Genomic DNA, 22,007 nt, shown 5'->3' with positions numbered 1-22,007 from the left:
CTATTCAGCCTCAACACAAGAAAAATCCATATGCGATTCCCCTGCCCGCAAGCGGGAGAGGTGCAGCGAGCATGCGGATGCGCTACAGCAATCCCCGGCTTTCGCTCGCCGCGAGTTCGTCCATCAGCGCCTTGTCCTGGTAGCGCGCGAGCGAAAGGCTGCGGGCGAAGGCCGGCACGGGCGCGCCGACGACGGCGCGGGCACAGAGATCGCCGGTGGCGCAGGCGCCCATCGTGCCGTAGCCGGACAGCGCGGTGGCCAGGAACACGCCTGGTGTCTTGGCCGCCCCGATCAGCGGCCAGTTCTCCTTCGCCATCGGATAGTAGCCGCCATAATGCACGCGGTCGCGCGGCAGCGCGCCGAGATAGTGCGCGAGCCGTGGCTGCAGCCGGCTCGCCGCGCGCAGCACCACCTCGGGAAAATAGGGATTCAGCTCCGGCTCGCGGACCGGCTCCGTGGTCTGCTCGGCATTGAAGGCCCAGCCGAGCTTGATCCACTCGCCGTTATCGCCGCCGTCGGGCCGGCAATGGATGCTGCCCGGCATCGGCTGCAGCAGGCGCGAAAATTCCGGCGCAGCTGCAAGCGCCTCGCGCTCGTCATCGGACCAGGCCAGGGTCTGGCCGTCGAGATCGATCGCAAACGGCATTTTGCGATCGACCGCGCGGTTGCGGTCGGCGAACGCGATCTTCTGCTGCAGCACGTTGACGATCGGAAGCTGCTCGCCATGCATCGCCGCCACATGCGCGGCAAACGGGCCGGCCGCATTGACGATGATATCGGCCTTGATGGTTCGTCTCGCGCCATCGGCCAGCACATCGACGGCAAAGCGATCGGTTTTCGCAATGCCGACGACTTTTGCCTGCTGGAATTGCGCACCAAGCGGCCGCATGGTCTCCAGCATATACTGGCCGAGCTGCTGGCCACTGATGTCGCCGGCACGGCGGATGTGCAGCGCGGTCGCGACCTCCTTGTCGAAGGTCGGGTAATGCGCCTGAATCAAATTGCGCCCCTGCAGGACGTCGACACCATCGGGCGCGCTGTGCCAGTCGGCCGAATGCGGCGGCACATAGCCGCTACTCGATCCTTCATGCATGCGGATCAGCTTTGCGGCCTGCTCGCCATAGCCGGCGTGTAATTGCTGCAGCAATTCTTCAGGTCTCTCCTCGCGCGTGACCAGGAGATATCCGCGCCGCGTCATGTGGATGCGGTTGCCGCTGCGGCGCGCGATCTCCTCCATCAGGTCGGTGGAGTGATTGGTAAAGTCGGCCATCGTCGGGTGCGGCCACCAGTTGCGGTAATTCTCGCCCGACTGCGCCGAGGTCAATGCCATCGGCTGGCCCTCGTCGACGATGAGCAGACGCGCGCGCTTGTGCTCGACCGCGAGGTAATAGGCCGTGGCGATGCCGACAATACCCGCACCGATCACCAGGATTTCGACGTCATTGGTCTTCACGCGGAGTCTCCCAAAGGCCCGCAGCGGGACCTGCGATGATTCAAATTGTCCCAGCGATCAGGTGAAGCTGCCCGCATCGCGCAACGCCTGACGCTGCGCCGAGCGCAGCGTCTTCTGCGTTTCCTCGATATGCTCGCGCAGCAGCCGGACGGCCTTCTTGGCCTCGCCGTCGCGGCAGAATTCGAGCAACTTGTAATGCTCGCGTTGCGGACGTTCCTTGCCGGTCGCTTGCGACACCAGCGCCCGCGTGAAGCGGCCGACATGGCCGTAATTCGCCTCGATCATTGAGAGCAGGCGCGGGCGATTGCACGGCGCGTAGAGTGTGGCGTGGAATTTCCAGTTGAAGGCGCCCCATTGCGCCGGATCAGGTTCGGTGTCGTAGGCGCGCAGGATTTTCGTCGCCTGCTCGAGATCGATCTCGCCCATTGCGGGGATCGCCAAACGCAACGCATGACATTCGAGCGCGATCCGGATCTCGAGCAGCTCGATCACCTCGTCGACCGACAGGTCGGAGACGACCGCGCCGCGGTTGGGCAGGAACGTGACAAAGCCCTCGGCCTCGAGCTGGCGCAACGCCTCGCGCACCGGGATGCGGCTGGTCCCGAACCGGGCGGCGAGTTCGTCCTGACGCAGCTGCAATCCGGGCGCGAGCTCGCCCGAGCTGATCGCAGCCCGCAGCGCTTCGCGCACGGTATCCGGCGCGGAACCGTGCGGTCCGGCCGCTCGAGGGCTTGTTGCGGTTGCAGGTTCCATCCGGCTGCTCTCTCGCTGGGTGACCCGGCCATGATATCCGACCGGGTCACGATTGTATAAAATCGATTTGCCGATTATGCAATGCCATGTATAAAATCTGGCCTTATCGTATCCAATGCTGCCGACGATCGAGACCCACCTGATGAATCAGACCTTCAAGCAATTGATCTGCATAGCTTTTCTTTCAATTGCGGTATCCGCCCCGGCACAGGCCCAGTCGGCCGGCGGCACGCTGGCCAAGATCCGCGACGCCGGCGAGATCCGGCTCGGCCACCGCGACGTCTCGGTCCCGTTCTCCTATCTCGACGACAACCAGAAGCCAGTCGGCTTCGCCATGGACCTCTGCGCGCGGATCGTCGAGGCGGTGAAGGACGAGCTCAAGCTGCCCGCGCTGCAGACCAGGCTGCAGCCGATCCAACTCTCGACCCAGATCCCGCTGATCGAGAACGGCACCATCGACATCGTCTGCGGTCCCGCCACCAACACGCTGGAGCGGCAGAAGGTGGTGGCCTTCAGCACCACGATTTTCGTGTCGAGCATCCGCGCGGTGGTGCAGAAGGACGCGCCGATCAAGAGCTTCGAGGATCTCGCCGGCCGGCCGGTCTCGCTGACCTCAGGCTCGACCTCGATCGGGCTGTTGAGCGCGCGCGCCCAGGCGAAGACCTTTCAGACCAAGAATATCCTGACGCCGGATCATGCCGCCTCGTTCCTCGCACTGACCACCGGGCGCAGCGATGCCTTCGTGATGGATGACATCCTGCTCGCCAGCCTGATCGCGGGCAGCCCCAACCCCGCAAACTGGCGCATCATCGACGACAGCCTGCGCACCGAGCCCTACGGGCTGATCATCCGCAAGGGCGATCCGGAGTTCAAGGCGCTGGTCGACAAGACGCTGGTCGCCATGATGAAGAGCAACGAATTCCAGCAGCTCTACGCAAAATGGTTCACGCAGCCGATCCCGCCGAAGAACGTGAACCTGAATTTCCCGATGACCGCGCCGCTGAAGGACGCGGTCGCCAATCCGAACGACAAGGGCGTGTGAGGGCACTCCATCCGGCGGCCGAACGGAGCCGGTCAGTCTCGCAATGACGCGTCCCGCGAACACGGCACTGTTGCGGCGAAATCACCGGTTCCCGTCAACCGCATGTTAGGCAGGAACCGAACTCCCAAGAAGAAACCTCGGGCCATTGTAACATCTGTGAGTTTCGAATAGCGGCTCCTCATTGGGAAACGCCGCCATGTCCGTACCCAATCTCAAAATCCGCGGCCGCACGCTGCTCGCCGCCAAGGTCATCTTCAACTTCGGCCAATCCGCGATCGATTGCGTGGTGCGCCGGATCACCGACGATGGCGCGACCATCGAACTGGAAAGCGGGCTCGGGATTCCCGAGCACTTCCAGCTCTCGATCGCCAGCGAAAGCGCGGTGCTCGCCTGCAGGCGGACCTGGCAATCCGAAAAGCAGATCGGGGTCGTTTTCGAACTGCAGCAGGCCGCCGACACCGCCGCGTCGAATGAGAAGGCATCAGGCGAGCATGGCGGAGATCAGGTCGTGCGCCGCCAGATGCTGGCCCTGCGGGCGGCGCTCGATCAAGTGCCGCTCGGCATCGTTCTGCTCGACCCGAGGCTGAATGCCCGTTTCATCAACCAGGCGTTCCGGCGGATGTGGGCGCTGTCGGATGCGGTCGCCGACCGGCATCCATCCTTTGCCGAACTGATCTTCCACGGGCGAGATACCGGCGCCTATGACATACCGGCAGACCGGATCGAAGCCTATGTCGCCGAGCGCATCGAGCGCGTCGCGCGGAACGAGAGTTTTCAGCTCGATCTGCGTCGCAGCAAGGGCGACGTCATCCGCATGCAATGCACGCCGTTGCCCGACGGCAGCCGGATGCTGAGCTACATGGAGGTCACCGATATCGTCCGTCAGTCGGATGAGTTGAAGGCACTGCGCGACGCGCTGGAAACCGTGCAGGACGGCGTGCTGCTGCTCGACAGCGAGCTCAGGGCGACATTCATGAATCAAAAAGTGCGGCTGTTCTGGGAGATCGACGAGCAGGAGGCGGCGGCGCGCCCGACCTATGCCTCGTTGATCACCCGCGCGCGGCGGGCGGTCGATCCGGATGCATCGCCGAGAGAGCTCATGGGCTTTGCGAGCAAACGGATCGCCGAGGTCAAGGCAGGCGATCATGTCCGCGAGCTGCAGACCCCCGACGGCCGCCGCCTCCGGGCGCATTGCACCACCATGGCCGGTGGCGGCCGCATGATCACCTATTACGACGTCACCGATTTGATCCGGAATGCGGAGCAGCTCGAGCGGCTCGCGACCACCGATCCGCTCACCGGTCTGTTCAACAGGAGGCAGTTCCTGTTCACGCTGGATGCCGAGTGGAGCCGTTTCCAGCGCTACCACCGCGCGATGTCGGTTCTGACGGTCGACATCGATCACTTCAAGGACGTCAACGACCGCTATGGCCACGCCATCGGCGACGAGGCGATCAAGGCGATGGTCAGCGCCTGCCTGCACGGCAAGCGGAAATCCGACATTGTCGGCCGGGTCGGCGGCGAGGAGTTCGCCATCGTGCTGCCGGAGACGAATCTGTCGCGCGCCAGGATCGTTGCGGAGCGCGTCCGCAAGCGCATCGCCTCCCAGACGCTGCGCGTGCGTGATGCACCGTTCCAGATCACGGCGAGCATCGGGATCGCCGAAGCCTCGCTCAGCATGGCCGGCACGGAAGCTCTGATGAGCGCCGCCGACCAGGCGCTGTATCAGGCGAAGGCGCAAGGGCGGAATTGCTGCGTATGCTGGACGCCGCCAGCGCCACCAGGGCTGGCGGCGGAGTAGCATCGCGTCCAGAAATCATCGGAGAGAGCCGCGATCACGTCGCAGTTCCGTCGCCCGACAATCGCCGGACGACGGATCGGCAAGGGTTACAAGGGTTAGACTCCCGCCATCATCACGTATTTGATCTCGACATATTCATCCATGCCGTGGCGCGAGCCTTCGCGGCCGAGGCCGCTTTCCTTGACACCGCCGAACGGTGCGACCTCGGTCGTGATCAGGCCGGAGTTGACGCCGACCATGCCCGACTCCAGCGCTTCGGCGACGCGCCAGACGCGGCCGATGTCGCGCGAATAGAAGTAGGAAGCGAGGCCGAACGGCGAGGCGTTGCACATCGCGATCACGTCGGCTTCTTCCTTGAAGCGGATCACCGGTGCGAGCGGACCGAAGGTTTCCTCCTGCGCAACAAGCGCGTCGGGCCGCACATCCGACAGCACGGTCGGCTCGAAGAAGCTGCGGCCGAGCGACGAGCGCTTGCCGCCGGTCACGATCTTGGCGCCGCCCTTCACGGCATCGGCAATATGGCGCTCGACCTTCTCGATCGCTTTCATGTTGATCAGCGGGCCCTGGGTTACGCCTTGCTCGGTGCCGTCACCGATCTTCATCGCCGCGACCTTCTTCGACAGCTTCTCGACGAACTGATCGTAGATCTTGTCCTGGGCGTAGATGCGATTGGCGCAGACGCAGGTCTGGCCCATGTTGCGATACTTCGAGACGATGGCGCCTTCGACGGCAGCATCGATATCGGCATCGTCGAACACCACGAAGGGCGCGTTGCCGCCGAGCTCGAGGCCGAGCTTCTTCACGCCGACCGACGCCTGCCGGTACAGGATCTTGCCGACGTTGGTCGAACCCGTGAAGCCGACGAAGCGCACCGCCGGATGTTCGCACAGCACCTTGCCGATCGGCGGCGCATCACCGGTGACGATGTTGAGCACACCCTTGGGCACGCCGGCCTTCTCGGCCAGCACAGCCAGCGCGAGCGCCGACAGCGGCGTCTCGTTGGCGGGCTTCAGCACCACCGTGCAACCCGCGGCCAGCGCCGGCGAGACTTTTCGCGTGATCATCGAGTTCGGGAAATTCCACGGCGTGATGGCGCCACAGACGCCGATCGGCTGCCGGATCGCGAGCAGGCGGGCATCCGGACGCTGGGTCGGGATGGTCTCGCCATAGACGCGGCGGGCTTCCTCCGCGAAGAATTCGACATAGGCCGCGCCGATATCGACTTCACCGAGCGCCTCGGCGAGCGGTTTGCCCTGCTCGGAGGTCAGGATCAGCGCGAGGTCCTCGCGGTTGGCGATGATCAGGTCGAACCATTTGCGCAAGATGTTGGAGCGCTGCTTGGCGGTCAGCTTGGCCCAGGCCGGGAATGCGCGCTCGGCGGCCTCGACGGCGCGGGTCGCATCATCGGCGCTGAGCTGCGGGATCTTGATCAGTTCGGCGCCGGTGGCCGGATTGTTGACGGCAAATTCTGGCGTGCCGACCCAGGCGCCGTCGATGTAGCAGCGGTCGCGCAGCAGCGACGGATCTTTCAGGCGGTCCTGGAGGGAGGCTGCGGATTGCGTGGCGCGTGCGGCAACGGGCGGGGTCATGACGTTACTCCTCGAATTTCCTTGGATTTACTCGAATTTCCCGGGATTTTCTCTTGGGGGTATTCGCGGCCTATATAGGCCGGAACGCGCCGCGATGCACCGGCGGCGGGAGCGACCCTGCTTCGAGGAATAGGGAGGGCTGGCGCTGATTTACGCGGCGTTGCGCGCGATCAGAGCGCGCCGCCGGACATATAGGTCTCGCGGCGGCCGATCATGCGCTCGGCGGCGGCCTTGGCATCCGCCTTGCTCGAGGTTGCACAGGTGCGGTATTCGAGGTCGGCCTGCGCCCGCGCATCGCGGCGGCCGAACCAGGATTTGGCGCCGGTCAGCAGCAGCGCCAGCGCCTGTGCGACGTTCTCGACTGCCTCGAATGAGTGCAGGGCGCCGGTACCCGCGTAGCGGACTTCATAAAGTCCCGGGCTGATCGGCGCCTCGATGTTCTCTCCGCGGCCCGGCCGCGGGTAGCGCTTCCATTCACTCCATGTCGAAATCATTTGCTGCGTCCCCGCAAGGCGGGAAATGACGAATCTTTTCGTCAAATCCATCCCAATCCGTCGCACCGTTTGTGCAACGATCTGAATGCGTTATTGCAAAAAATCACGTGCGAAAATCAATTTGTCGATCACGTTACCGTGGCCCGCCCCAGAGGTCACCCGGACTTGCGCGGAGTCCACCGCAAAATCTGCGCGCGTGGTGAACATCCGCTGAGCAGGACCGTTCCTGCCATCCGGCCTTCACGACATCGCGACATCATCGCATCGCGCCCGCCTTGCGGGAGCGGAAAAGCGGGAGGATGATCCGCCCACTTCAAAACAATAAACCCCACCGGAGGAAGCCCCCAATGCAAAGCAAGGCTCAGATCGATCAGGTATTGCGTCAGAAGAGCGAGGCAAAGGAGATTCCCGGCGTCGTCGCTATCGCGGCCACAGGCAAGGACGTGATCTACCAGGGCGCGTTCGGCAACCGCGACCTCTCCAAGAGCGATCCCATGACGGCGGACAGCGTGTTCTGGATCGCCTCGATGACCAAGGCGGTGACCTGCGCGGGCGCGATGCAACTGGTCGAGCAGGGCAAACTCTCGCTTGATGAGCCGATCGGCAAGCTGCTGCCCGATCTCGCCGCACCACAGGTGCTGGAAGGCTTCGACGCCAAGGGCGAGCCAAAGCTGCGGCCGGCGAAAACGCCGATCACGCTGCGCCAACTCATGACCCACACCGCCGGCTTCTGCTACGACCTGTGGAACGCCGACATGGGCAAATACATGGAAAAGACCGGCACGCCCGGGATCATCTCGTGCCTCAATGCCGCGCTGAAGACGCCGCTCGCCAACGAGCCCGGCACACGCTGGGAATACGGCATCAATATCGACTTCGTCGGCAAGGCCGTGGAAGCCGCATCCGGCAAGAAGCTCGATGCGTATTTGCGCGACCACATGTTCGCGCCGCTCGGCATGAGCGAAACCGGCTTCAAGATATCGGACGACATGCGCAAGCGGCTGGTCGGCATGCATGCGCGCGGCGAGGACGGCGCGCTGGCGGCAATCCCGTTCGAGCTCGAGCAGAACCCTGAATTCCACATGGGTGGCGGCGGGCTGTATTCGACCGCGGCCGACTACATCAAGTTCTGCCAGATGATCCTCAACAAGGGCAAAGGCAACGGCAACCAGCTGCTGAAGGCCGAGACCGTCGCGGCCATGGGGCAGAACCAGATGGGCGACATCAATGTCGTCAAGATGACGACGGCGGCGCCGCCCTACACCAACGACGTCGACCTCTATCCCGATCAGGTGAAGAAGTGGGGGTTGAGCTTCCTGATCAACACCGCCAAGACGCCGGAAGGCCGCAGCCCCGGCAGCCTCGCTTGGGCGGGTCTCGCCAACACCTACTACTGGATCGATCCGTCGCGCGACGTCTGCGGCGTGATCCTGACTCAACTGCTGCCGTTCGCCGACAAGCACAGCCTGGAAGCCTTCGCAGGCTTCGAGAAGGGCATCTATGCCGGGCTCGACGCCGGCAGCGGGCAGCGGGCGGCTTAAGGTTCCGATCAAGCAGCGAGACATCCCTCCCCTCGCGGGGAGGGATTTTTCACGTCCGCCATAGATCGGGCCTGTCCTGCCGACATCAAACGACTAAGATCGCGGAAAAAGCGCGGCGACACGAACACGACCACGAGGAGGACGATCTTGGCACCCGGGATCTCGGTACCCAAAATCTTGGCACCCAAGGCAGACAGCTATGTCTGCGGCATTTACGATACGCCGCTGCTCGGTGAAACCATCGGCCGCAGCCTCGACCGCGCACGGGCGCGCTGGGGCGACCGCGAGGCGCTGGTCTCGCCCAGCCACAATGTCCGCTGGACCTGGAACGACTTCGCCGAGCGCGTCGAGGCCTTAGCGGCCGGCTTCCTCGCGCTCGGGCTGCAACGCGGCGAGCGGATCGGCATCTGGTCGCTGAACCGGCCGGAATGGACGCTGACGCAATTCGCCGCCGCGAAAGCCGGACTGATCCTCGTCACCATCAATCCGGCCTATCGGCTGAGCGAGCTCGAATTCGCGCTCGGCAAGGTCGGCTGCGCCGCGATCGTGACCGCGACCGCGTTCAAGACCTCGGCTTATATGGAGATGCTGAACACCCTGCTACCCGAGCTTGCGAGCGCAGAGCCAGGGCATTTGCGATCGGCGCGGCTACCGCAATTGCGCGCCGTGATCCAGATCGGCGGACCGGCAGCATCAGCCACCATTCCGTTCGAGCAGGTGTCGCAAATGGGCGGCGAGCGCCATCGCGAGCAGCTTGCCGCGCTCGGCGACAGCCTGCAGTTCGACGATCCGGTCAACATTCAATTCACCAGCGGCACCACCGGCTCGCCGAAGGGCGTGACACTGACCCATCACAACATCCTCAACAACGGCTACTTCACCGGCCGCGCCATGCGCCTGACCGAGCAGGACCGCATCTGCATTCCGGTGCCGCTCTATCACTGCTTCGGCATGGTGATGGGCAATCTTGCCTCGGTCACGCTCGGCACCACCATGGTCTATCCCGGCGAAGGCTTTGACCCGCTGGCGACGCTTGCGACGGTCGCGCAGGAAAAATGCACGACGCTGTACGGCGTGCCGACCATGTTCATCGCCGAGCTCGACCATCCGGAATTTTCGCGCTTCGACCTGTCGTCGCTGCGCACCGGCATCATGGCCGGCGCGCCCTGCCCGATCGAGGTGATGAAGCGCGTCAACACCGAGATGAACATGCGCGAGGTGACGATCGCCTACGGCATGACCGAAACCAGCCCGGTGAGCTTCCAGAGCGCGACCGACGATCCGCTGGAGCGCCGCGTCTCCACCGTCGGCCGCATCCATCCGCATGTCGAGGTCAAGGTCGTCGATCTCGACGGCAAGGTGGTGCCGCGCGGCGGACGCGGCGAGCTCTGCACCCGCGGCTACAGCATCATGCTCGGCTATTGGGACGAGAAGGAAAAAACGTCAGACGTGCTCGACGCCAATGGCTGGATGCACACCGGCGATCTCGCCGTGATCGACGATGAGGGCTATTGCAACATCGTTGGCCGCATCAAGGACATGGTGATCCGCGGCGGCGAGAACCTCTATCCGCGCGAGATCGAGGAATTCCTCTACCGCCATCCGAAGATCCAGGACGTCCAGATCTTCGGCGTCGCTGACCAGCGCTATGGCGAGGAACTGTGCGCCTGGGTCAGGGTCCGCCAAGGCGAGACGCTGACTGCCGACGAAGTCCGCGCCTTCTGCCATGGCCAGATCGCCCACAACAAGATCCCGCGCTACGTCGAATTCGTCGAGGAATTCCCGATGACGGTGACCGGGAAGATCCAGAAATTCGTGATGCGCGATGCGGTGGAGAAGCGGCTGGGATTGAAGGCTGCGAAGACGGCTTAAAGGCGAGCGCCCTATCTCAACATCGTCATGCCCGGGCTTGACCCGGGCATCCACGTCTTGGTTTCCACGGCAAGAAAGACGTGGATGGCCGGGTCAAGCCCGGCCATGACGGGTGGAGAGGTCCGGCCCTACACCAACAGCCCCTTCCCTTTCGCCAGATCCTTCAGCGACACCAGCGGCCGGGCGCCGATGTGCTGGATCACTTCGGCGGCGGCGAGTGCGCCGAGGCGGCCGGCATTCTCATGGCCGACATTGCGAACGAGGCCGACCAGGAAGCCGGCGGCGAACAGGTCGCCGGCGCCGGTGGTGTCGACCAGCCTGTCGATCGGATAGGCCGGCGCCGACACGACGCCATCCTTCGACACGACAACACAGCCCTTCTCGCTGCGCGTCACGACGCCGAGCTTGGTATCCTTGCCGAACTGCTTCAGCGCAGTGTCGAAGTCAGCGGTCTGGTAGAGCGAGTGCAACTCGGACTCGTTGGAGAACACCAGGTCGACAATGCCCTTGCGCATCAGGTCGAGGAATTCGTCGCGGTAGCGGTCGACGCAGAACGAATCCGACAGCGTCAGCGCGACCTGGCGTCCGGCGCCATGCGCGATGGTCGCCGCCTTGACGAAGGCGTCCTTGGCGTTCTTCGGATCCCAGAGATAGCCTTCGAGATAGATGATGCTGGCAGAAGCGATCTGCGCCGGATCGATGTCGTCGGGCGTCAGGTCCTGCGCGGCGCCGAGATAGGTGTTCATGGTGCGCTCGCCGTCCGGCGTCACCAGGATGTAGCAACAGCCGGTGGCCGGACCGGCCTTGGCCGGGGCGGTGTCGAAGGCGACGCCGGCGGCGCGGATGTCGTGGATATAGAGCCGGCCGATCTGGTCGTCCTTGACCTTGCCGACATAGGCGGCGCGGGCGCCGAGATTGCCGACGCCGACGATGGTGTTCGCAGCCGAGCCGCCCGACACCTCGGTCGCCACCCCCATGTCGCTGTAGATCGCGGTGGCGCGCGCTTCATCGATCAGCTGCATCGAGCCCTTGGTCATGCCGTGACGGGCAAGGAACCCCTCATCGGTCTGCACCAGCACGTCGAAGATCGCATTGCCGATCCCGAGAACGTCATATTTTGCGTCAGCCATAGACCTGCCCTGTGTTAACGCCACCCAACAAGAGCCGCGACCTATCACGTTAGGCCTCGGGGCAGCAAGCAGGGCTCCATGTTCCGTCACCCTGAAGGTGCGAGCGGAGCGAGCCTCGAAGGATGCACGGCCACAGTCCAGGCCGATTCATCCTTCGAGGCTCGCCCAGCGACGCAATTGCGCCGCAAGGCTCGCACCTCAGGATGACGGGTTTAGTGCAGTAGCGCTGGCAGCCAATCGTGCGACTGCTATACAGACCCCATGTTCCGCTCCTTCCTCACCGTCTCCTCGGGAACGCTGGCCTCACGACTGCTCGGCTTCGTGCGCGATTCCGTGATCGCGGCGCTGCTTGGCGCGGGGCCGGTGGCGGATGCGTTCCTGGCGGCGTTTCAGCTGGTCAATGTGGTGCGGCGGCTGTTGTCCGAGGGCGGGCTGAATGCTGCGCTGGTGCCTGCCTGGCTCAAGGTTCGCGACCGTGACGGCGACGCGGCGGCGCGCGCCTTCGCCGGCCGCGTGCTCGGCACCGTCAGCGCCGCCGTGATCGTGGCCGCGCTCGTGATCGGCGTGGTGATGCCGCTGGTGATCGCGGCGATCGCGCCGGGTTTCGTCGGCCGCGACACGCTGCAATTCGCCGTCGACAACGCCAGGCTGATGCTGCCCTATCTCGCCTTCGCCGGTCCCGTCACCGTGATGATGGCGCTGCTCAACGCCGAGGGCCGCTTTGTGCTGACCGCGTTCTCGCCGCTGTTGTTCAACATCGCGCTGATTTCAGTGATGGCCGTGCTGTTGCTGCGGCAGCAGGAGGCCGTGCAGGCTGCGCTGGTGATGGCGGCAACCATCGGCGTTGCCGGCTTGCTGCAGCTCTCGATGCTGGCGCTGCGCGGCGCAAGCCTCGCCTCACCGCTCCGCATCTCCTTCGATCCGGAGATGCGCGGCTTTCTCGGCCGCGCGATCCCCGGCATGGTCGCGAGCAGCGCGCCGCAATGGCTCATAGTAGCCGGCGCGGTCATCGCATCGACCTCGCCGTCGGCGGTGTCCTGGCTCTATTTCGCCAACCGCCTGCTCGAGCTGCCGCTCGGCATTGTCGGCGTCGCCATGGGCAGCGTGCTGATCCCGGAGATGACGCGCGCCGTACGCAGCGGCGAATCCAGCGCAATCGCGCGTGCGGAATCGCGCGCGCTCGAGCTTGCCGCCGGGCTGACGCTGCCGGCGACGCTCGGCCTGATGCTGCTGAGCGGCCCGATCGTGCGGATGCTGTTCGAGCATGGCGCATTCACCGCAGAGGACACCGCGGCCACCGCGCAGGCCCTGATCTGGCTGACGCTAGCGCTGCCGGCGCATGTGCTGGTCAAGGCGCTGTCGCCGGCGTTTTTCGCGCGCGAGGACACGCTGACGCCGCTATTCGCGACACTGAAGGCCATCGTGGTCGCGATCACCGCCGCCTTCCTGCTCGGCCATATCTTCGGGGCGAGCGGAATTGCCGCAGGCATTGCGCTCGGCGCCTGGAGCAATGCGCTGTCCCTGATCCGCAAGGGCGCCGCGAGCTTCGGCTTCTCGATCGACGCCGATGCGCGCCGCCGGCTGCCGCGCATCCTCGCCGCGGCGCTCGCGATGGGCGTCCTACTCTGGCTCGCGGCGGGTGCCCTGCCGGCGGGCAGCCACGGTTTCGTGCAGGCGGCCGCCCTCCTCACGCTGATTGCGGCCGGCATCGCCGGTTACGGGCTGTTCTTGCAGCTTTTCGGCGTCACCGGCTGGCGCGAGGCGGTTAACGCCGTCAGGCAAAGGCGCCCCGCCTGACTTGCGCACGCGGGGCTTAAATGGCAAACGACGCCGCAAAGCCGACCATTTCCGGGAATCGAGACCATGGCGTTCGTTGAACGGGTTTTCTCAGGCGTCCAGCCGACGGGCAATCTGCACCTCGGCAACTATCTCGGCGCCATCGTCAACTTCGTGAAGATGCAGCAGACCCATAACTGCATCTATTGCGTCGTCGACATGCATGCGATCACGCAGGGCGTCGAGGTCTGGGGCGGCCCGGCCGAGCTCGCGCGCAACACCCGCGAGGTGACCGCGGCCTTCATCGCCTCGGGCATCGATGCCAGGAAGCACATCGTGTTCAACCAGAGCCAGATCGCCGGCCATGCCGAGCTGACCTGGATCTTCAACTGCGTCGCCCGGATCGGCTGGCTGAACCGCATGACGCAGTTCAAGGAGAAGGCCGGCAAGGACCGCGAGAACGCCTCCATCGGCCTCTACGATTATCCGGTGCTGATGGCCGCCGACATCCTGCTGTACCGCGCGACCCATGTGCCGGTCGGCGAGGACCAGAAGCAGCATCTGGAGCTGTCGCGGGATATCGCGCAGAAATTCAACAACGACTTCGCGGATTCGATCCGCGGCCACGGCTTTGCCGACGGCCTGTTGTTCCCGCAACCCGAGCCGCTGATCACGGGGCCGGCGACCCGGGTGATGAGCCTGCGCGACGGCACCAAGAAGATGTCGAAATCGGATGCGTCGGACAATTCGCGCATCAACCTCACCGACGACGCCGATACCATCGCGCAGAAGATCCGCAAGGCGAAGACCGATCCGGAGCCGCTGCCGTCGGAGGAGAAGGGCCTGGAGCCGCGGCCCGAGGCCGACAATCTGGTCGGCATCTATGCTGCGCTGGCCGGCGTCTCCAAGCAGGACGTGCTGACGCAGTTCGGCGGCGGGCAATTCTCCAGCTTCAAGAACGCGCTGGTCGAGGTGTGCGTCGCAAAACTGGCTCCGATCGCCTCCGAGATGAAGAAGCTGGTCGCCGATCCCGGCCATGTCGACGCAGTGCTGGCCGACGGCGCCAACCGCGCCCGCGGCATTGCCGACGAGACCATGCGCATCACCAAGGACATCGTCGGCTTCATCCGCCCGCGCTAGGGAGAGCGTTCAACGAACGCTGTCGGTTCGTGAGGACACCCGACTACGTCAGAGACGGCTGGTGTCTCGAAGATGGCGAGGAGTACCATCGCGCGGCTCCGGCAACCTTTCACATCCCGGATCTGGCGCTGCGGCGCCTTCTCCAGCCTGGCGACCTCGCCAAGTTGATCTTCAAGATCGCCGTCGAGGGTGACGAACACGGGGCCGTGGAGCGAATGTGGGTGATCGTCCGCGAACGTACCCCGACCGGCTATATCGGGATGCTGGACAACCAGCCCAACTCGATCGCAGAAAACGATCAATTCTGGCTCGGAACCGAGTTGCCGTTCGAGTATCGGCACATCATTGCGGTCGCCCACGCCGATGAGGCCAGTGTCGCACTTGCGAAGGCGCCCGCTCCTATCCCGTGGGATCGCGCAAGCTAGAACGCGCTCCGACGCTGCAACGCCGCTTGTCGGAAACGGCCGCGCCGTGGCACCATGGGCCTTGTTTGAGCATGATCTGGTTCGGAAAACCGCTTCACACTTTTCGCTGACGCGGCCTCCGGCTCCGGATCATGCTCGTGGCCAGCACCGGGAGATGCATGACCACCCAGCGACGAAGCTACGAGACAGGTCACAAGCCGAAATGCCTCGTCATCGTTGACGACACGGCGGAATGGGATCGCGCGGTCTATTACGCCAGCCGGTGGGCGATCCGGGTCGGCGGCGGCGTCCTGATGCTGCGGGTGATCGAGACCGAGGACCAGAACCAGCAATGGCTCGGGGTGGCCGACATCATGCGCGCGGAGGCCGAGGAGGCGGCCAATGAGGCGCTCGACCGCGCCGCCGGCCGCGCCAACGGCATCGCCGCGATCACCCCGGAGCGGGTGATTCGCGAGGGCGACCCTGTCGAGCAGATCCTCGACGTGATCGACAAGGACGTCGATATCGCGATGCTGGTGCTGGCCGCCAATCCGGGCGCCGAGGGGCCCGGACCGATCATCACCACCATGGCCAAGACTATGGGGGCGTTCCCGATCCCGGTGACCATCGTGCCCGGCGGCCTGACCGACGCCGAGATCGACGCCCTGTCCTAGCATTATCGGGCCCGAAACCGCTCCAGAGCATGGATGCGGGCCCGGAACCGCGGTTTTGCGGCTTGATCGCGGGCTTTTTAATTGCCATCTGACTCCTTGATTTGACGCGTTTTCTTCACGCGAACCGGTACCAATTCGCTCGAAAACGCTATAACGGAACCCAACGCGCCGGCCTTGAACCGGCGACGCCGGAGACAGCAAATGTTCATCCAGACCGAAGCCACGCCTAATCCCGCCACCCTGAAATTCATTCCGGGCCGCATGGTGCTCGACAGCGGCACCATGGAGTTTTCCTCACCTGAGTCGGCGCGACGCTCGCCGCTTGCCGAACGGCTGTTCGCCGTCACCGGCGTCACCGGCGTGTTCTACGGCGCCGACTTCGTCACCGTGACGAAGGCGGACGGCGACTGGCAGCACCTCAAGCCCGCGATCCTCGGCGCGATCATGGAGCACTACATGTCCGGCGCGCCGCTGCTCGCCGACGGCACCGCGGCCAGCGACGACGCACGCGATGAGGAAGACGAGTTCTTCGACGAGGCAGACGCCGAGACGGTCGAGCAGATCAAGGACCTGATCGAGACCCGCGTGCGTCCCGCAGTCGCCAATGACGGCGGCGACATCACCTTCCGCGGCTTCAAGGACGGCATCGTCTATCTCAACATGAAGGGCTCCTGCGCCGGCTGCCCGTCATCGACCGCAACCTTGCAACACGGCATCCAGAACCTGCTGCGGCACTTCGTGCCCGACGTGCAGGAAGTCCGGCCGATGTGATGGAGCGGCGAATGGCGCGTGGCGAATGGCAAATAGCGTTCTCCTGTAATTGCCAATTCGCCATTCCCTGTTCGCTATTCGCCCTCCCATGATGATTCTCGCCATCGATACCGCGCTCGACGCCTGCTCCGCGGCGGTGCTCGACACCACCTCCGGCAATACTATCGCCATCGAATCCCAGGCGATGCAGCGCGGCCATGCCGAGGCGCTGATGCCGCTGATTGCGCGCGTAATGAAAGAGAGCGGCATCGGCTTTGTCGGGCTTGACCGCATCGCCGTCACCACCGGCCCCGGCAGTTTCACCGGCCTCCGCGTCGGCCTCTCGGCAGCGCGCGGCCTCGCGCTGTCAGCGGAAAAGCCGGTGGTCGGACTGTCGACGCTCGCCGCCTATGCCGCGCCTGTGGTTGCCGAGAATGGCGAGCACCCGATCCTGTCGGCGATCGATGCGCGGCACGATCACGTCTATTTCCAGCTGGTGGGCGGCGACGGCAGCTTGATGCTCAAGCCAAAGGTTGCGCCGATCGCGGAAGCGCTCGAGGCCGCACAGTTCGGCGCGCTGCATCTGGTCGGCAACGCCGCCAATATCCTTGCCGAGCGCTGGCCCGCGGACGCTGCGCCGCCGGTCAAGGTCGACAGGCAGCCTGCGCCCGACATTACCTGGGTTGCCTGGGTCGGCGCGGCCGTGGATCCCGACACTGCGCCGCCGCGGCCGTTCTATCTGCGCGCACCCGACGCGAAGCCGCCGAAGGATCGCCTCGAAGTCAGCACGCCGCCATCGACATGACCGGCTGGCTGTCACGATGGTGGGGCGGCGGCACGCCCGCGGTCGAGCCCGCATCCCTGCGTGACGCGGCGCGGCTCGCGCAATTGCATGGCGCGTCGTTTCACCGCGGCTGGGGCGAAAGCGAATTCGAGGCGATGCTGACCGAGCGCAACACGCTGGTGCACCGGTTGCGGCAGGGACGCAAGGTGATCGGCTTTGCCGTGTCGCGGATGGCGGCGGACGAAGCGGAAATCCTGTCGATTGCGATCGATTCCAATCAGCGCGGGCGCGGCCTGTCGCGCGACCTGCTCTTGACCCATCTCGGCCATCTTGCCGGCCGCGGCATCCGCACCATCTTCCTCGAGGTGGAGGAGAACAATCAGCCGGCGCGACGGCTCTATGAAAGGGCCGGATTCGGCGTGATCGGCCGCCGCGAACGCTATTACAAGCAGCCCGGCGGGGAACATTTGAACGCGCTTCTGATGCGGCGCGACTTGTCGTAACATCCGCGCGATGGCAGAAAAGCCCCGCTCTGCCACCCAAGGTTTGAAGAATACGGCCCGAAACACATGACCACGGTGAAAATCCCGCCTGCGCATAAAAATACTGGCATCGAGGCGCGCTGCGCCGCGACCGGCATGCGCATGACCGAACAGCGTCGCGTGATCGCGCGGGTGCTGGCGGAGGCCATGGATCACCCTGATGTCGAGGAGCTCTATCGCCGCTGCGTCGCGGTCGACGACAAGATCTCGATCTCGACGGTCTATCGCACCGTCAAGCTGTTCGAGGACGCCGGGATCATCGAGCGTCACGACTTCCGCGAGGGCCGTGCGCGCTACGAGCAGATGCCCGAGAGCCATCACGACCACCTGATCAATCTGCGCGACGGCAAGGTGATCGAATTCACCTCCGAGGAAATCGAGAAGCTGCAGGCCGAGATCGCGCGCAAGCTCGGCTACAAGCTGGTCGATCACCGCCTCGAGCTCTATTGCGTCCCGCTCGACGAAGACAGCAAGTCGTAAACCGGGTGGGCTTCGATCTCGTCATCTTCGATTGCGACGGCGTGCTTGTTGACAGCGAAGTGATTTCCTGTCGCGCGCATGCGGAAACGCTGACCCGTCACGGCTTTCCGATCACGCCGGACGGCGTGCTGAAGCGCTTCCTCGGCGTCTCCGACCGCGAGGCGCGGCGAATCGTGGAGGGCGAAATCGGCCGCGCATTGCCTGACACCTTCGAGGCCGAGGTCAAGCATGCGACGCTCAGTCTCTATGCCGACGATCTCAGCGCGATCGCGCATGTCGGCGACGCTATTGCCGCGCTCGATCTGCCGAAATGCGTGGCGTCCAGCGGCACGCCGGAAAAGATCCATCACGGCCTGACCTGTGCCGGGCTCTACGACCAGCTCGCGCCGCACATTTTCTCCGCCACGCAGGTCAAGCGCGGCAAGCCGGCGCCCGATCTCTTCCTGTTCGCCGCCGGGCAGATGGGCGCCGCCCCCGCGCGCTGCGTCGTAATCGAGGACAGCGTGGCCGGCGTCACCGGCGCCCGCGCCGCCGGGATGACCGTGCTCGGTTTCCACGGCGGCAGCCATTGCACGGCGGACCATGAGGACCTGCTGCGCCAGGCCGGCGCCGCCGTCACATTCGCCGATATGCGCCAATTGCCCGATTTGATCGCCCAGGCCGGCCAAAAACAGGGCTCGATCGCTGGCTTTTCGCCGGTTTAATAAGCTATATTTCAGCCCCGGCGCCCCGATGGCGCCGTTTCCTTTTCGCATTCAGGGTTCCATGACGACGCCGCGCAAGCTGCACATCAAGTCCTATGGCTGCCAGATGAACGTCTACGATGCGCAGCGCATGGTGGACACGCTGGCCAGCGAGGGCTTTGTCGAGACCGCGAGCGCCGACGACGCCGACCTCGTGATCCTCAACACCTGCCACATCCGCGAGAAGGCGTCGGAGAAGGTCTATTCCGAACTCGGCCGGCTCCGCGTCGCCAAGGATGAGGCCGCGCGCCAGGGCCGCGAGATGAAGATCGCGGTCGCCGGCTGCGTCGCGCAGGCCGAGGGCGCCGAGATCATCCATCGCGCGCCGACCGTCGACATCGTGGTCGGGCCGCAGAGCTATCATCATCTGCCCGAGATCTTGAAGCGCGCCAAGCAAAACGGCCGCGCGCTGGAAACCGAATTCCCGGTCGAGGACAAGTTCGGCTTCCTGCCGCAGCCGAAGCCGGAGGCGATCCGCGCCCGCGGCATCTCCGCCTTCGTCACGGTGCAGGAAGGCTGCGACAAGTTCTGCACCTTCTGCGTGGTGCCCTATACGCGCGGCGCGGAAGTCTCGCGTCCGGTCGCCAGGATCATCGACGACGTCAAGCAGCTCGCCGACAACGGTGTGCGCGAATTCACGCTGATCGGACAGAACGTCAACGCCTATCACGGCGAAGGTCCCGACGGCCGCGTCTGGCCGCTCGGCAAGTTGCTGCAGCGGCTCGCCGCCATTCCCGGCGTCACACGGCTGCGCTATTCGACCAGCCATCCCCGCGACGTCGACGACGAGTTGATCGCGGCGCATCGGGATCTGCCCGAGCTGATGCCGTTCGTGCACCTGCCGGTGCAATCGGGGGCGGACCGGATCCTCGCGGCCATGAACCGCAAGCATACCGCCGATGACTACCGGCGCGTCATCGACCGGTTCCGTGCCGCGCGGCAAGACATTGCTTTTTCATCAGATTTTATCGTGGGCTTCCCCGGAGAGACTGAGGAAGAATTTTCCGCCACTCTCGCGCTTGTCACGCAAATCGGGTACGCTGCGGCATATTCATTCAAGTATTCGCCACGGCCGGGCACGCCGGCGGCGGAGATGCGGGAGACGGTGTCAGCAGCCGAGATGGACGAGCGCTTGGGGCGGCTTCAGGAACTGATCGACAGCCAGCAATCGGCCTTCAACCGGGCCGCGATCGGCACGACAGTGGAAGTGCTGTTCGAGCGCGCCGCGCGCAATCCGGGCCAGATCGTCGGCCGTACCGCCTATTTGCAGCCCGCCCATGTGATGGCATCGCCTGACATTATCGGCCAGGTCTTCCCGGTGAGGATCGACAGCCTCGAGCGCTACAGCCTGATCGGCGAGCTGGCGACGACAGCCGCACCAAATTTCATTTCGCAGACCATTGGAGCCTGAAATCCTTGCCCAAAAGCGCATCGGATTCGCCTTCGCTTGCTCCCAGCCGCAAACCTGACCGCGACATGCAAATTCCCCCTGAGACCCAGGTCGTCATCGATTTCGACGACAATCGCGCCGCATCCGCACTGGTCGGCCCTTACGGACAGAATCTGGCGCTGATTGAGCGGCGGCTCGGCGTTGTGGTCGATTCCCGCGGCAATCACCTCACCATCGCAGGCTCCCGCGACGGCTGCGACGCCGCGCGGCGCGTGCTCGAGACACTCTATGCGCAGGCCGTCGAAGGCCACGATCTCGATCAGGGCGAGGTCGAAGGCGCGATCCGGGCCGTGATCGCACAGGGATCGCTGTTCGAATTCGACAACAAGACCGCCAAGCCGACTTTCGAGACCATCAATTTGCGCAAGCGCCCGGTGCGCGCCCGCACCGCGGCGCAGGATTCCTACATCCGCGCGCTGAAGCGGCACGAGCTGGTGTTCGGCATCGGCCCGGCCGGCACCGGCAAGACCTGGCTCGCGGTCGCCCATGCGGCGCAACTGTTCGAGCGCAAGGAGGTCGATCGCATCATCCTGACGCGGCCCGCGGTCGAGGCCGGCGAGCGGCTCGGCTTCCTGCCCGGCGACCTCAAGGAGAAGGTCGATCCGTATCTGCGCCCGATCTACGACGCGCTGTACGATCTGATGGATGCCCGCGTCGTCGAACGCGCGCTGCAGGGCAACGAGATCGAGATCGCGCCGCTCGCCTTCATGCGCGGCCGCACCCTGACCAATGCCGCCATCATCCTCGACGAGGCGCAGAACACCACGACGATGCAGATGAAGATGTTTTTGACACGTCTCGGCGAGAACAGCCGGATGATCGTCACCGGCGACCCGTCGCAGGTCGACCTGCCGCATGGCCAGGCTTCAGGGCTCACGGAAGCCGTGAAGCTGCTCGATGGCGTCGAGGGCATTGCCCAGGTGCATTTCAAGGCCGAGGACGTCATCCGCCATGAATTGGTGGCGCGCATCGTGGCCGCCTATGAGGGATTGCCGCAAAAGCCGGCAAACGCCAGATCTTGAGACCAATAGCTTCGGCCGCGAGCCCGCACGACGCGGGTTCCGGCCATAACGCAGATTTTGAAACGACCGTGTCTGCTTGTCCTGCAACTGAGGTTCTCGTCACCGCCGACTGCTGGCAGGCCGAGCCCGACGCCGACGCGGTGATTCATCGCGCGATCGAGGCTGCCGCCACGATCGCCGACGCCGATGTTGCCGATGCCGAGCTTGCAGTGATGCTGACCGACGACGCCGGCATCCGCACGCTGAACGCCAACTGGCGCAGCATCGACAAGCCGACCAACGTGCTGTCGTTTCCGGCGCTGCAGCCGGAAGGCGCCGGCGGCGACGACGATGCTCCGCGCATGCTCGGCGATATCGCGATCGCCTATCAGACGACGCGGCGGGAGGCCGATGAAGAACAGAAGCCGTTCGACCATCATTTGAGCCATCTCGCGGTGCATGGCTTCCTGCATCTGATCGGTTACGACCACGAGAACGACGACGATGCCGAGGACATGGAGGCGCTCGAGCGCGAGATCCTCTCTTCTCTCGGCATTCCCGACCCCTATGCGGACCGGACCGCCTGAC

General features: G+C 64.7%; 21 protein-coding genes. 16 read left to right on the top strand and 5 right to left on the bottom strand.

The window, feature by feature from the left end; translation table 11 throughout:
- Nucleotides 1-82: 82 nt before the first annotated feature.
- The gene (locus tag HAP48_RS16425; RefSeq protein WP_166212610.1) at nucleotides 83-1,453 is read right to left on the bottom strand and encodes an NAD(P)/FAD-dependent oxidoreductase; all 1,371 of its coding nucleotides are present in this window, start codon (nucleotides 1,451-1,453) and stop codon (nucleotides 83-85) included.
- Between the two features lie 57 nt (nucleotides 1,454-1,510).
- The gene (locus tag HAP48_RS16420) at nucleotides 1,511-2,143 is read right to left on the bottom strand and encodes a GntR family transcriptional regulator (protein WP_234622363.1); all 633 of its coding nucleotides are present in this window, start codon (nucleotides 2,141-2,143) and stop codon (nucleotides 1,511-1,513) included.
- Nucleotides 2,144-2,348: 205 nt separating this feature from the next.
- On the opposite strand from HAP48_RS16420, the gene HAP48_RS16415 reads away from it, so the two are divergent.
- Nucleotides 2,349-3,248: an amino acid ABC transporter substrate-binding protein gene (locus HAP48_RS16415; protein ID WP_166212616.1), complete on the top strand. Its 900-nt coding sequence runs from the start codon at nucleotides 2,349-2,351 to the stop codon at nucleotides 3,246-3,248.
- 196 nt (nucleotides 3,249-3,444) lie between these two features.
- A complete protein-coding gene (locus tag HAP48_RS16410) occupies nucleotides 3,445-5,049 on the top strand; it encodes a sensor domain-containing diguanylate cyclase (RefSeq protein WP_166212621.1) in 1,605 nt (534 codons plus the stop codon).
- Between the two features lie 95 nt (nucleotides 5,050-5,144).
- Here HAP48_RS16410 and HAP48_RS16405 read toward each other — a convergent pair whose 3' ends face one another.
- Together HAP48_RS16405 and HAP48_RS16400 are read right to left on the bottom strand one after the other, a co-directional pair.
- A complete protein-coding gene (locus HAP48_RS16405) occupies nucleotides 5,145-6,638 on the bottom strand; it encodes an NAD-dependent succinate-semialdehyde dehydrogenase (RefSeq protein WP_166212624.1) in 1,494 nt (497 codons plus the stop codon).
- A 170-nt stretch (nucleotides 6,639-6,808) separates the two neighbouring features.
- Nucleotides 6,809-7,132: a hypothetical protein gene (locus HAP48_RS16400; RefSeq protein ID WP_166212627.1), complete on the bottom strand. Its 324-nt coding sequence runs from the start codon at nucleotides 7,130-7,132 to the stop codon at nucleotides 6,809-6,811.
- A 347-nt stretch (nucleotides 7,133-7,479) separates the two neighbouring features.
- On the opposite strand from HAP48_RS16400, the gene HAP48_RS16395 reads away from it, so the two are divergent.
- Both HAP48_RS16395 and HAP48_RS16390 read left to right on the top strand, forming a co-directional pair.
- Nucleotides 7,480-8,673, top strand: coding sequence for a serine hydrolase domain-containing protein (locus tag HAP48_RS16395; protein WP_166212630.1), 1,194 nt, complete (start codon nucleotides 7,480-7,482; stop codon nucleotides 8,671-8,673).
- Nucleotides 8,674-8,850: 177 nt separating this feature from the next.
- Nucleotides 8,851-10,545 (top strand): AMP-binding protein, encoded by a 1,695-nt coding sequence (locus tag HAP48_RS16390; RefSeq protein ID WP_166212633.1) that lies wholly within the window; start codon nucleotides 8,851-8,853, stop codon nucleotides 10,543-10,545.
- 128 nt (nucleotides 10,546-10,673) lie between these two features.
- On the opposite strand, the gene HAP48_RS16385 is transcribed toward HAP48_RS16390, so the two are convergent.
- Nucleotides 10,674-11,675, bottom strand: a complete 1,002-nt coding sequence (locus tag HAP48_RS16385; protein WP_166212636.1) for an adenosine kinase — start codon at nucleotides 11,673-11,675, stop codon at nucleotides 10,674-10,676.
- 261 nt (nucleotides 11,676-11,936) lie between these two features.
- On the opposite strand from HAP48_RS16385, the gene murJ reads away from it, so the two are divergent.
- The 12 genes from murJ (at nucleotide 11,937) to ybeY (ending at nucleotide 22,006) form a co-directional block, all read left to right on the top strand.
- Nucleotides 11,937-13,472, top strand: coding sequence for a murein biosynthesis integral membrane protein MurJ (murJ, locus tag HAP48_RS16380; RefSeq protein ID WP_166212640.1), 1,536 nt, complete (start codon nucleotides 11,937-11,939; stop codon nucleotides 13,470-13,472).
- Between the two features lie 66 nt (nucleotides 13,473-13,538).
- Nucleotides 13,539-14,591 carry a tryptophan--tRNA ligase gene (gene trpS / locus HAP48_RS16375; RefSeq protein WP_166212643.1) on the top strand — a complete coding sequence of 351 codons (1,053 nt, stop codon included), beginning with the start codon at nucleotides 13,539-13,541 and terminating at the stop codon, nucleotides 14,589-14,591.
- Nucleotides 14,592-14,620: 29 nt separating this feature from the next.
- A complete protein-coding gene (locus tag HAP48_RS16370) occupies nucleotides 14,621-15,016 on the top strand; it encodes a DUF2314 domain-containing protein (protein ID WP_166212645.1) in 396 nt (131 codons plus the stop codon).
- A 158-nt stretch (nucleotides 15,017-15,174) separates the two neighbouring features.
- Nucleotides 15,175-15,669 (top strand): universal stress protein, encoded by a 495-nt coding sequence (locus tag HAP48_RS16365; RefSeq protein WP_166212648.1) that lies wholly within the window; start codon nucleotides 15,175-15,177, stop codon nucleotides 15,667-15,669.
- Nucleotides 15,670-15,870: 201 nt separating this feature from the next.
- Nucleotides 15,871-16,440, top strand: a complete 570-nt coding sequence (locus tag HAP48_RS16360; RefSeq protein ID WP_166212652.1) for a NifU family protein — start codon at nucleotides 15,871-15,873, stop codon at nucleotides 16,438-16,440.
- Between the two features lie 88 nt (nucleotides 16,441-16,528).
- Complete coding sequence (gene tsaB / locus HAP48_RS16355; protein WP_166212657.1) at nucleotides 16,529-17,224, top strand: tRNA (adenosine(37)-N6)-threonylcarbamoyltransferase complex dimerization subunit type 1 TsaB; 696 nt, start codon at nucleotides 16,529-16,531, stop codon at nucleotides 17,222-17,224.
- Nucleotides 17,221-17,706 (top strand): ribosomal protein S18-alanine N-acetyltransferase, encoded by a 486-nt coding sequence (gene rimI, locus HAP48_RS16350; protein WP_166212662.1) that lies wholly within the window; start codon nucleotides 17,221-17,223, stop codon nucleotides 17,704-17,706. Before tsaB ends, rimI begins: the two co-directional genes overlap by 4 nt.
- A 66-nt stretch (nucleotides 17,707-17,772) precedes the next feature.
- A complete protein-coding gene (locus HAP48_RS16345) occupies nucleotides 17,773-18,225 on the top strand; it encodes a Fur family transcriptional regulator (RefSeq protein WP_029082423.1) in 453 nt (150 codons plus the stop codon).
- A gap of 5 nt (nucleotides 18,226-18,230) precedes the next feature.
- Nucleotides 18,231-18,929 (top strand): HAD family hydrolase, encoded by a 699-nt coding sequence (locus tag HAP48_RS16340; protein WP_166212666.1) that lies wholly within the window; start codon nucleotides 18,231-18,233, stop codon nucleotides 18,927-18,929.
- 61 nt (nucleotides 18,930-18,990) lie between these two features.
- A complete protein-coding gene (gene miaB / locus HAP48_RS16335; RefSeq protein ID WP_166212670.1) occupies nucleotides 18,991-20,379 on the top strand; it encodes a tRNA (N6-isopentenyl adenosine(37)-C2)-methylthiotransferase MiaB in 1,389 nt (462 codons plus the stop codon).
- A 65-nt stretch (nucleotides 20,380-20,444) separates the two neighbouring features.
- Nucleotides 20,445-21,440, top strand: a complete 996-nt coding sequence (locus HAP48_RS16330) for a PhoH family protein (RefSeq protein WP_175612322.1) — start codon at nucleotides 20,445-20,447, stop codon at nucleotides 21,438-21,440.
- Nucleotides 21,441-21,508: 68 nt separating this feature from the next.
- Nucleotides 21,509-22,006 carry an rRNA maturation RNase YbeY gene (ybeY, locus tag HAP48_RS16325; RefSeq protein ID WP_166212674.1) on the top strand — a complete coding sequence of 166 codons (498 nt, stop codon included), beginning with the start codon at nucleotides 21,509-21,511 and terminating at the stop codon, nucleotides 22,004-22,006.
- Nucleotide 22,007: the final 1 nt, after the last annotated feature.

Origin of the sequence: Bradyrhizobium septentrionale (assembly GCF_011516645.4) — a bacterium.
GTDB classification, from domain to species: domain Bacteria; phylum Pseudomonadota; class Alphaproteobacteria; order Rhizobiales; family Xanthobacteraceae; genus Bradyrhizobium; species Bradyrhizobium septentrionale.
The sequence above is the reverse complement of the archived record's forward strand: the minus strand, read 5'-3'. Positions and strand labels throughout refer to the sequence as shown.

What these genes read in the sequence shown, in the direction of transcription:
- HAP48_RS16345 (WP_029082423.1), top strand. Translation starts at nt 17,773, where the DNA reads ATGACCACGGTGAAAATCCCGCCTGCGCATAAAAATACTGGCATCGAG.
- HAP48_RS16410 (WP_166212621.1), top strand. Translation starts at nt 3,445, where the DNA reads ATGTCCGTACCCAATCTCAAAATCCGCGGCCGCACGCTGCTCGCCGCC.
- HAP48_RS16395 (WP_166212630.1), top strand. Translation starts at nt 7,480, where the DNA reads ATGCAAAGCAAGGCTCAGATCGATCAGGTATTGCGTCAGAAGAGCGAG.
- HAP48_RS16400 (WP_166212627.1), bottom strand. Translation starts at nt 7,132, where the DNA reads ATGATTTCGACATGGAGTGAATGGAAGCGCTACCCGCGGCCGGGCCGC.
- murJ (WP_166212640.1), top strand. Translation starts at nt 11,937, where the DNA reads ATGTTCCGCTCCTTCCTCACCGTCTCCTCGGGAACGCTGGCCTCACGA.
- rimI (WP_166212662.1), top strand. Translation starts at nt 17,221, where the DNA reads ATGACCGGCTGGCTGTCACGATGGTGGGGCGGCGGCACGCCCGCGGTC.
- HAP48_RS16405 (WP_166212624.1), bottom strand. Translation starts at nt 6,638, where the DNA reads ATGACCCCGCCCGTTGCCGCACGCGCCACGCAATCCGCAGCCTCCCTC.
- miaB (WP_166212670.1), top strand. Translation starts at nt 18,991, where the DNA reads ATGACGACGCCGCGCAAGCTGCACATCAAGTCCTATGGCTGCCAGATG.
- HAP48_RS16385 (WP_166212636.1), bottom strand. Translation starts at nt 11,675, where the DNA reads ATGGCTGACGCAAAATATGACGTTCTCGGGATCGGCAATGCGATCTTC.
- trpS (WP_166212643.1), top strand. Translation starts at nt 13,539, where the DNA reads ATGGCGTTCGTTGAACGGGTTTTCTCAGGCGTCCAGCCGACGGGCAAT.
- HAP48_RS16415 (WP_166212616.1), top strand. Translation starts at nt 2,349, where the DNA reads ATGAATCAGACCTTCAAGCAATTGATCTGCATAGCTTTTCTTTCAATT.
- tsaB (WP_166212657.1), top strand. Translation starts at nt 16,529, where the DNA reads ATGATGATTCTCGCCATCGATACCGCGCTCGACGCCTGCTCCGCGGCG.
- HAP48_RS16360 (WP_166212652.1), top strand. Translation starts at nt 15,871, where the DNA reads ATGTTCATCCAGACCGAAGCCACGCCTAATCCCGCCACCCTGAAATTC.
- HAP48_RS16365 (WP_166212648.1), top strand. Translation starts at nt 15,175, where the DNA reads ATGACCACCCAGCGACGAAGCTACGAGACAGGTCACAAGCCGAAATGC.
- HAP48_RS16330 (WP_175612322.1), top strand. Translation starts at nt 20,445, where the DNA reads ATGCAAATTCCCCCTGAGACCCAGGTCGTCATCGATTTCGACGACAAT.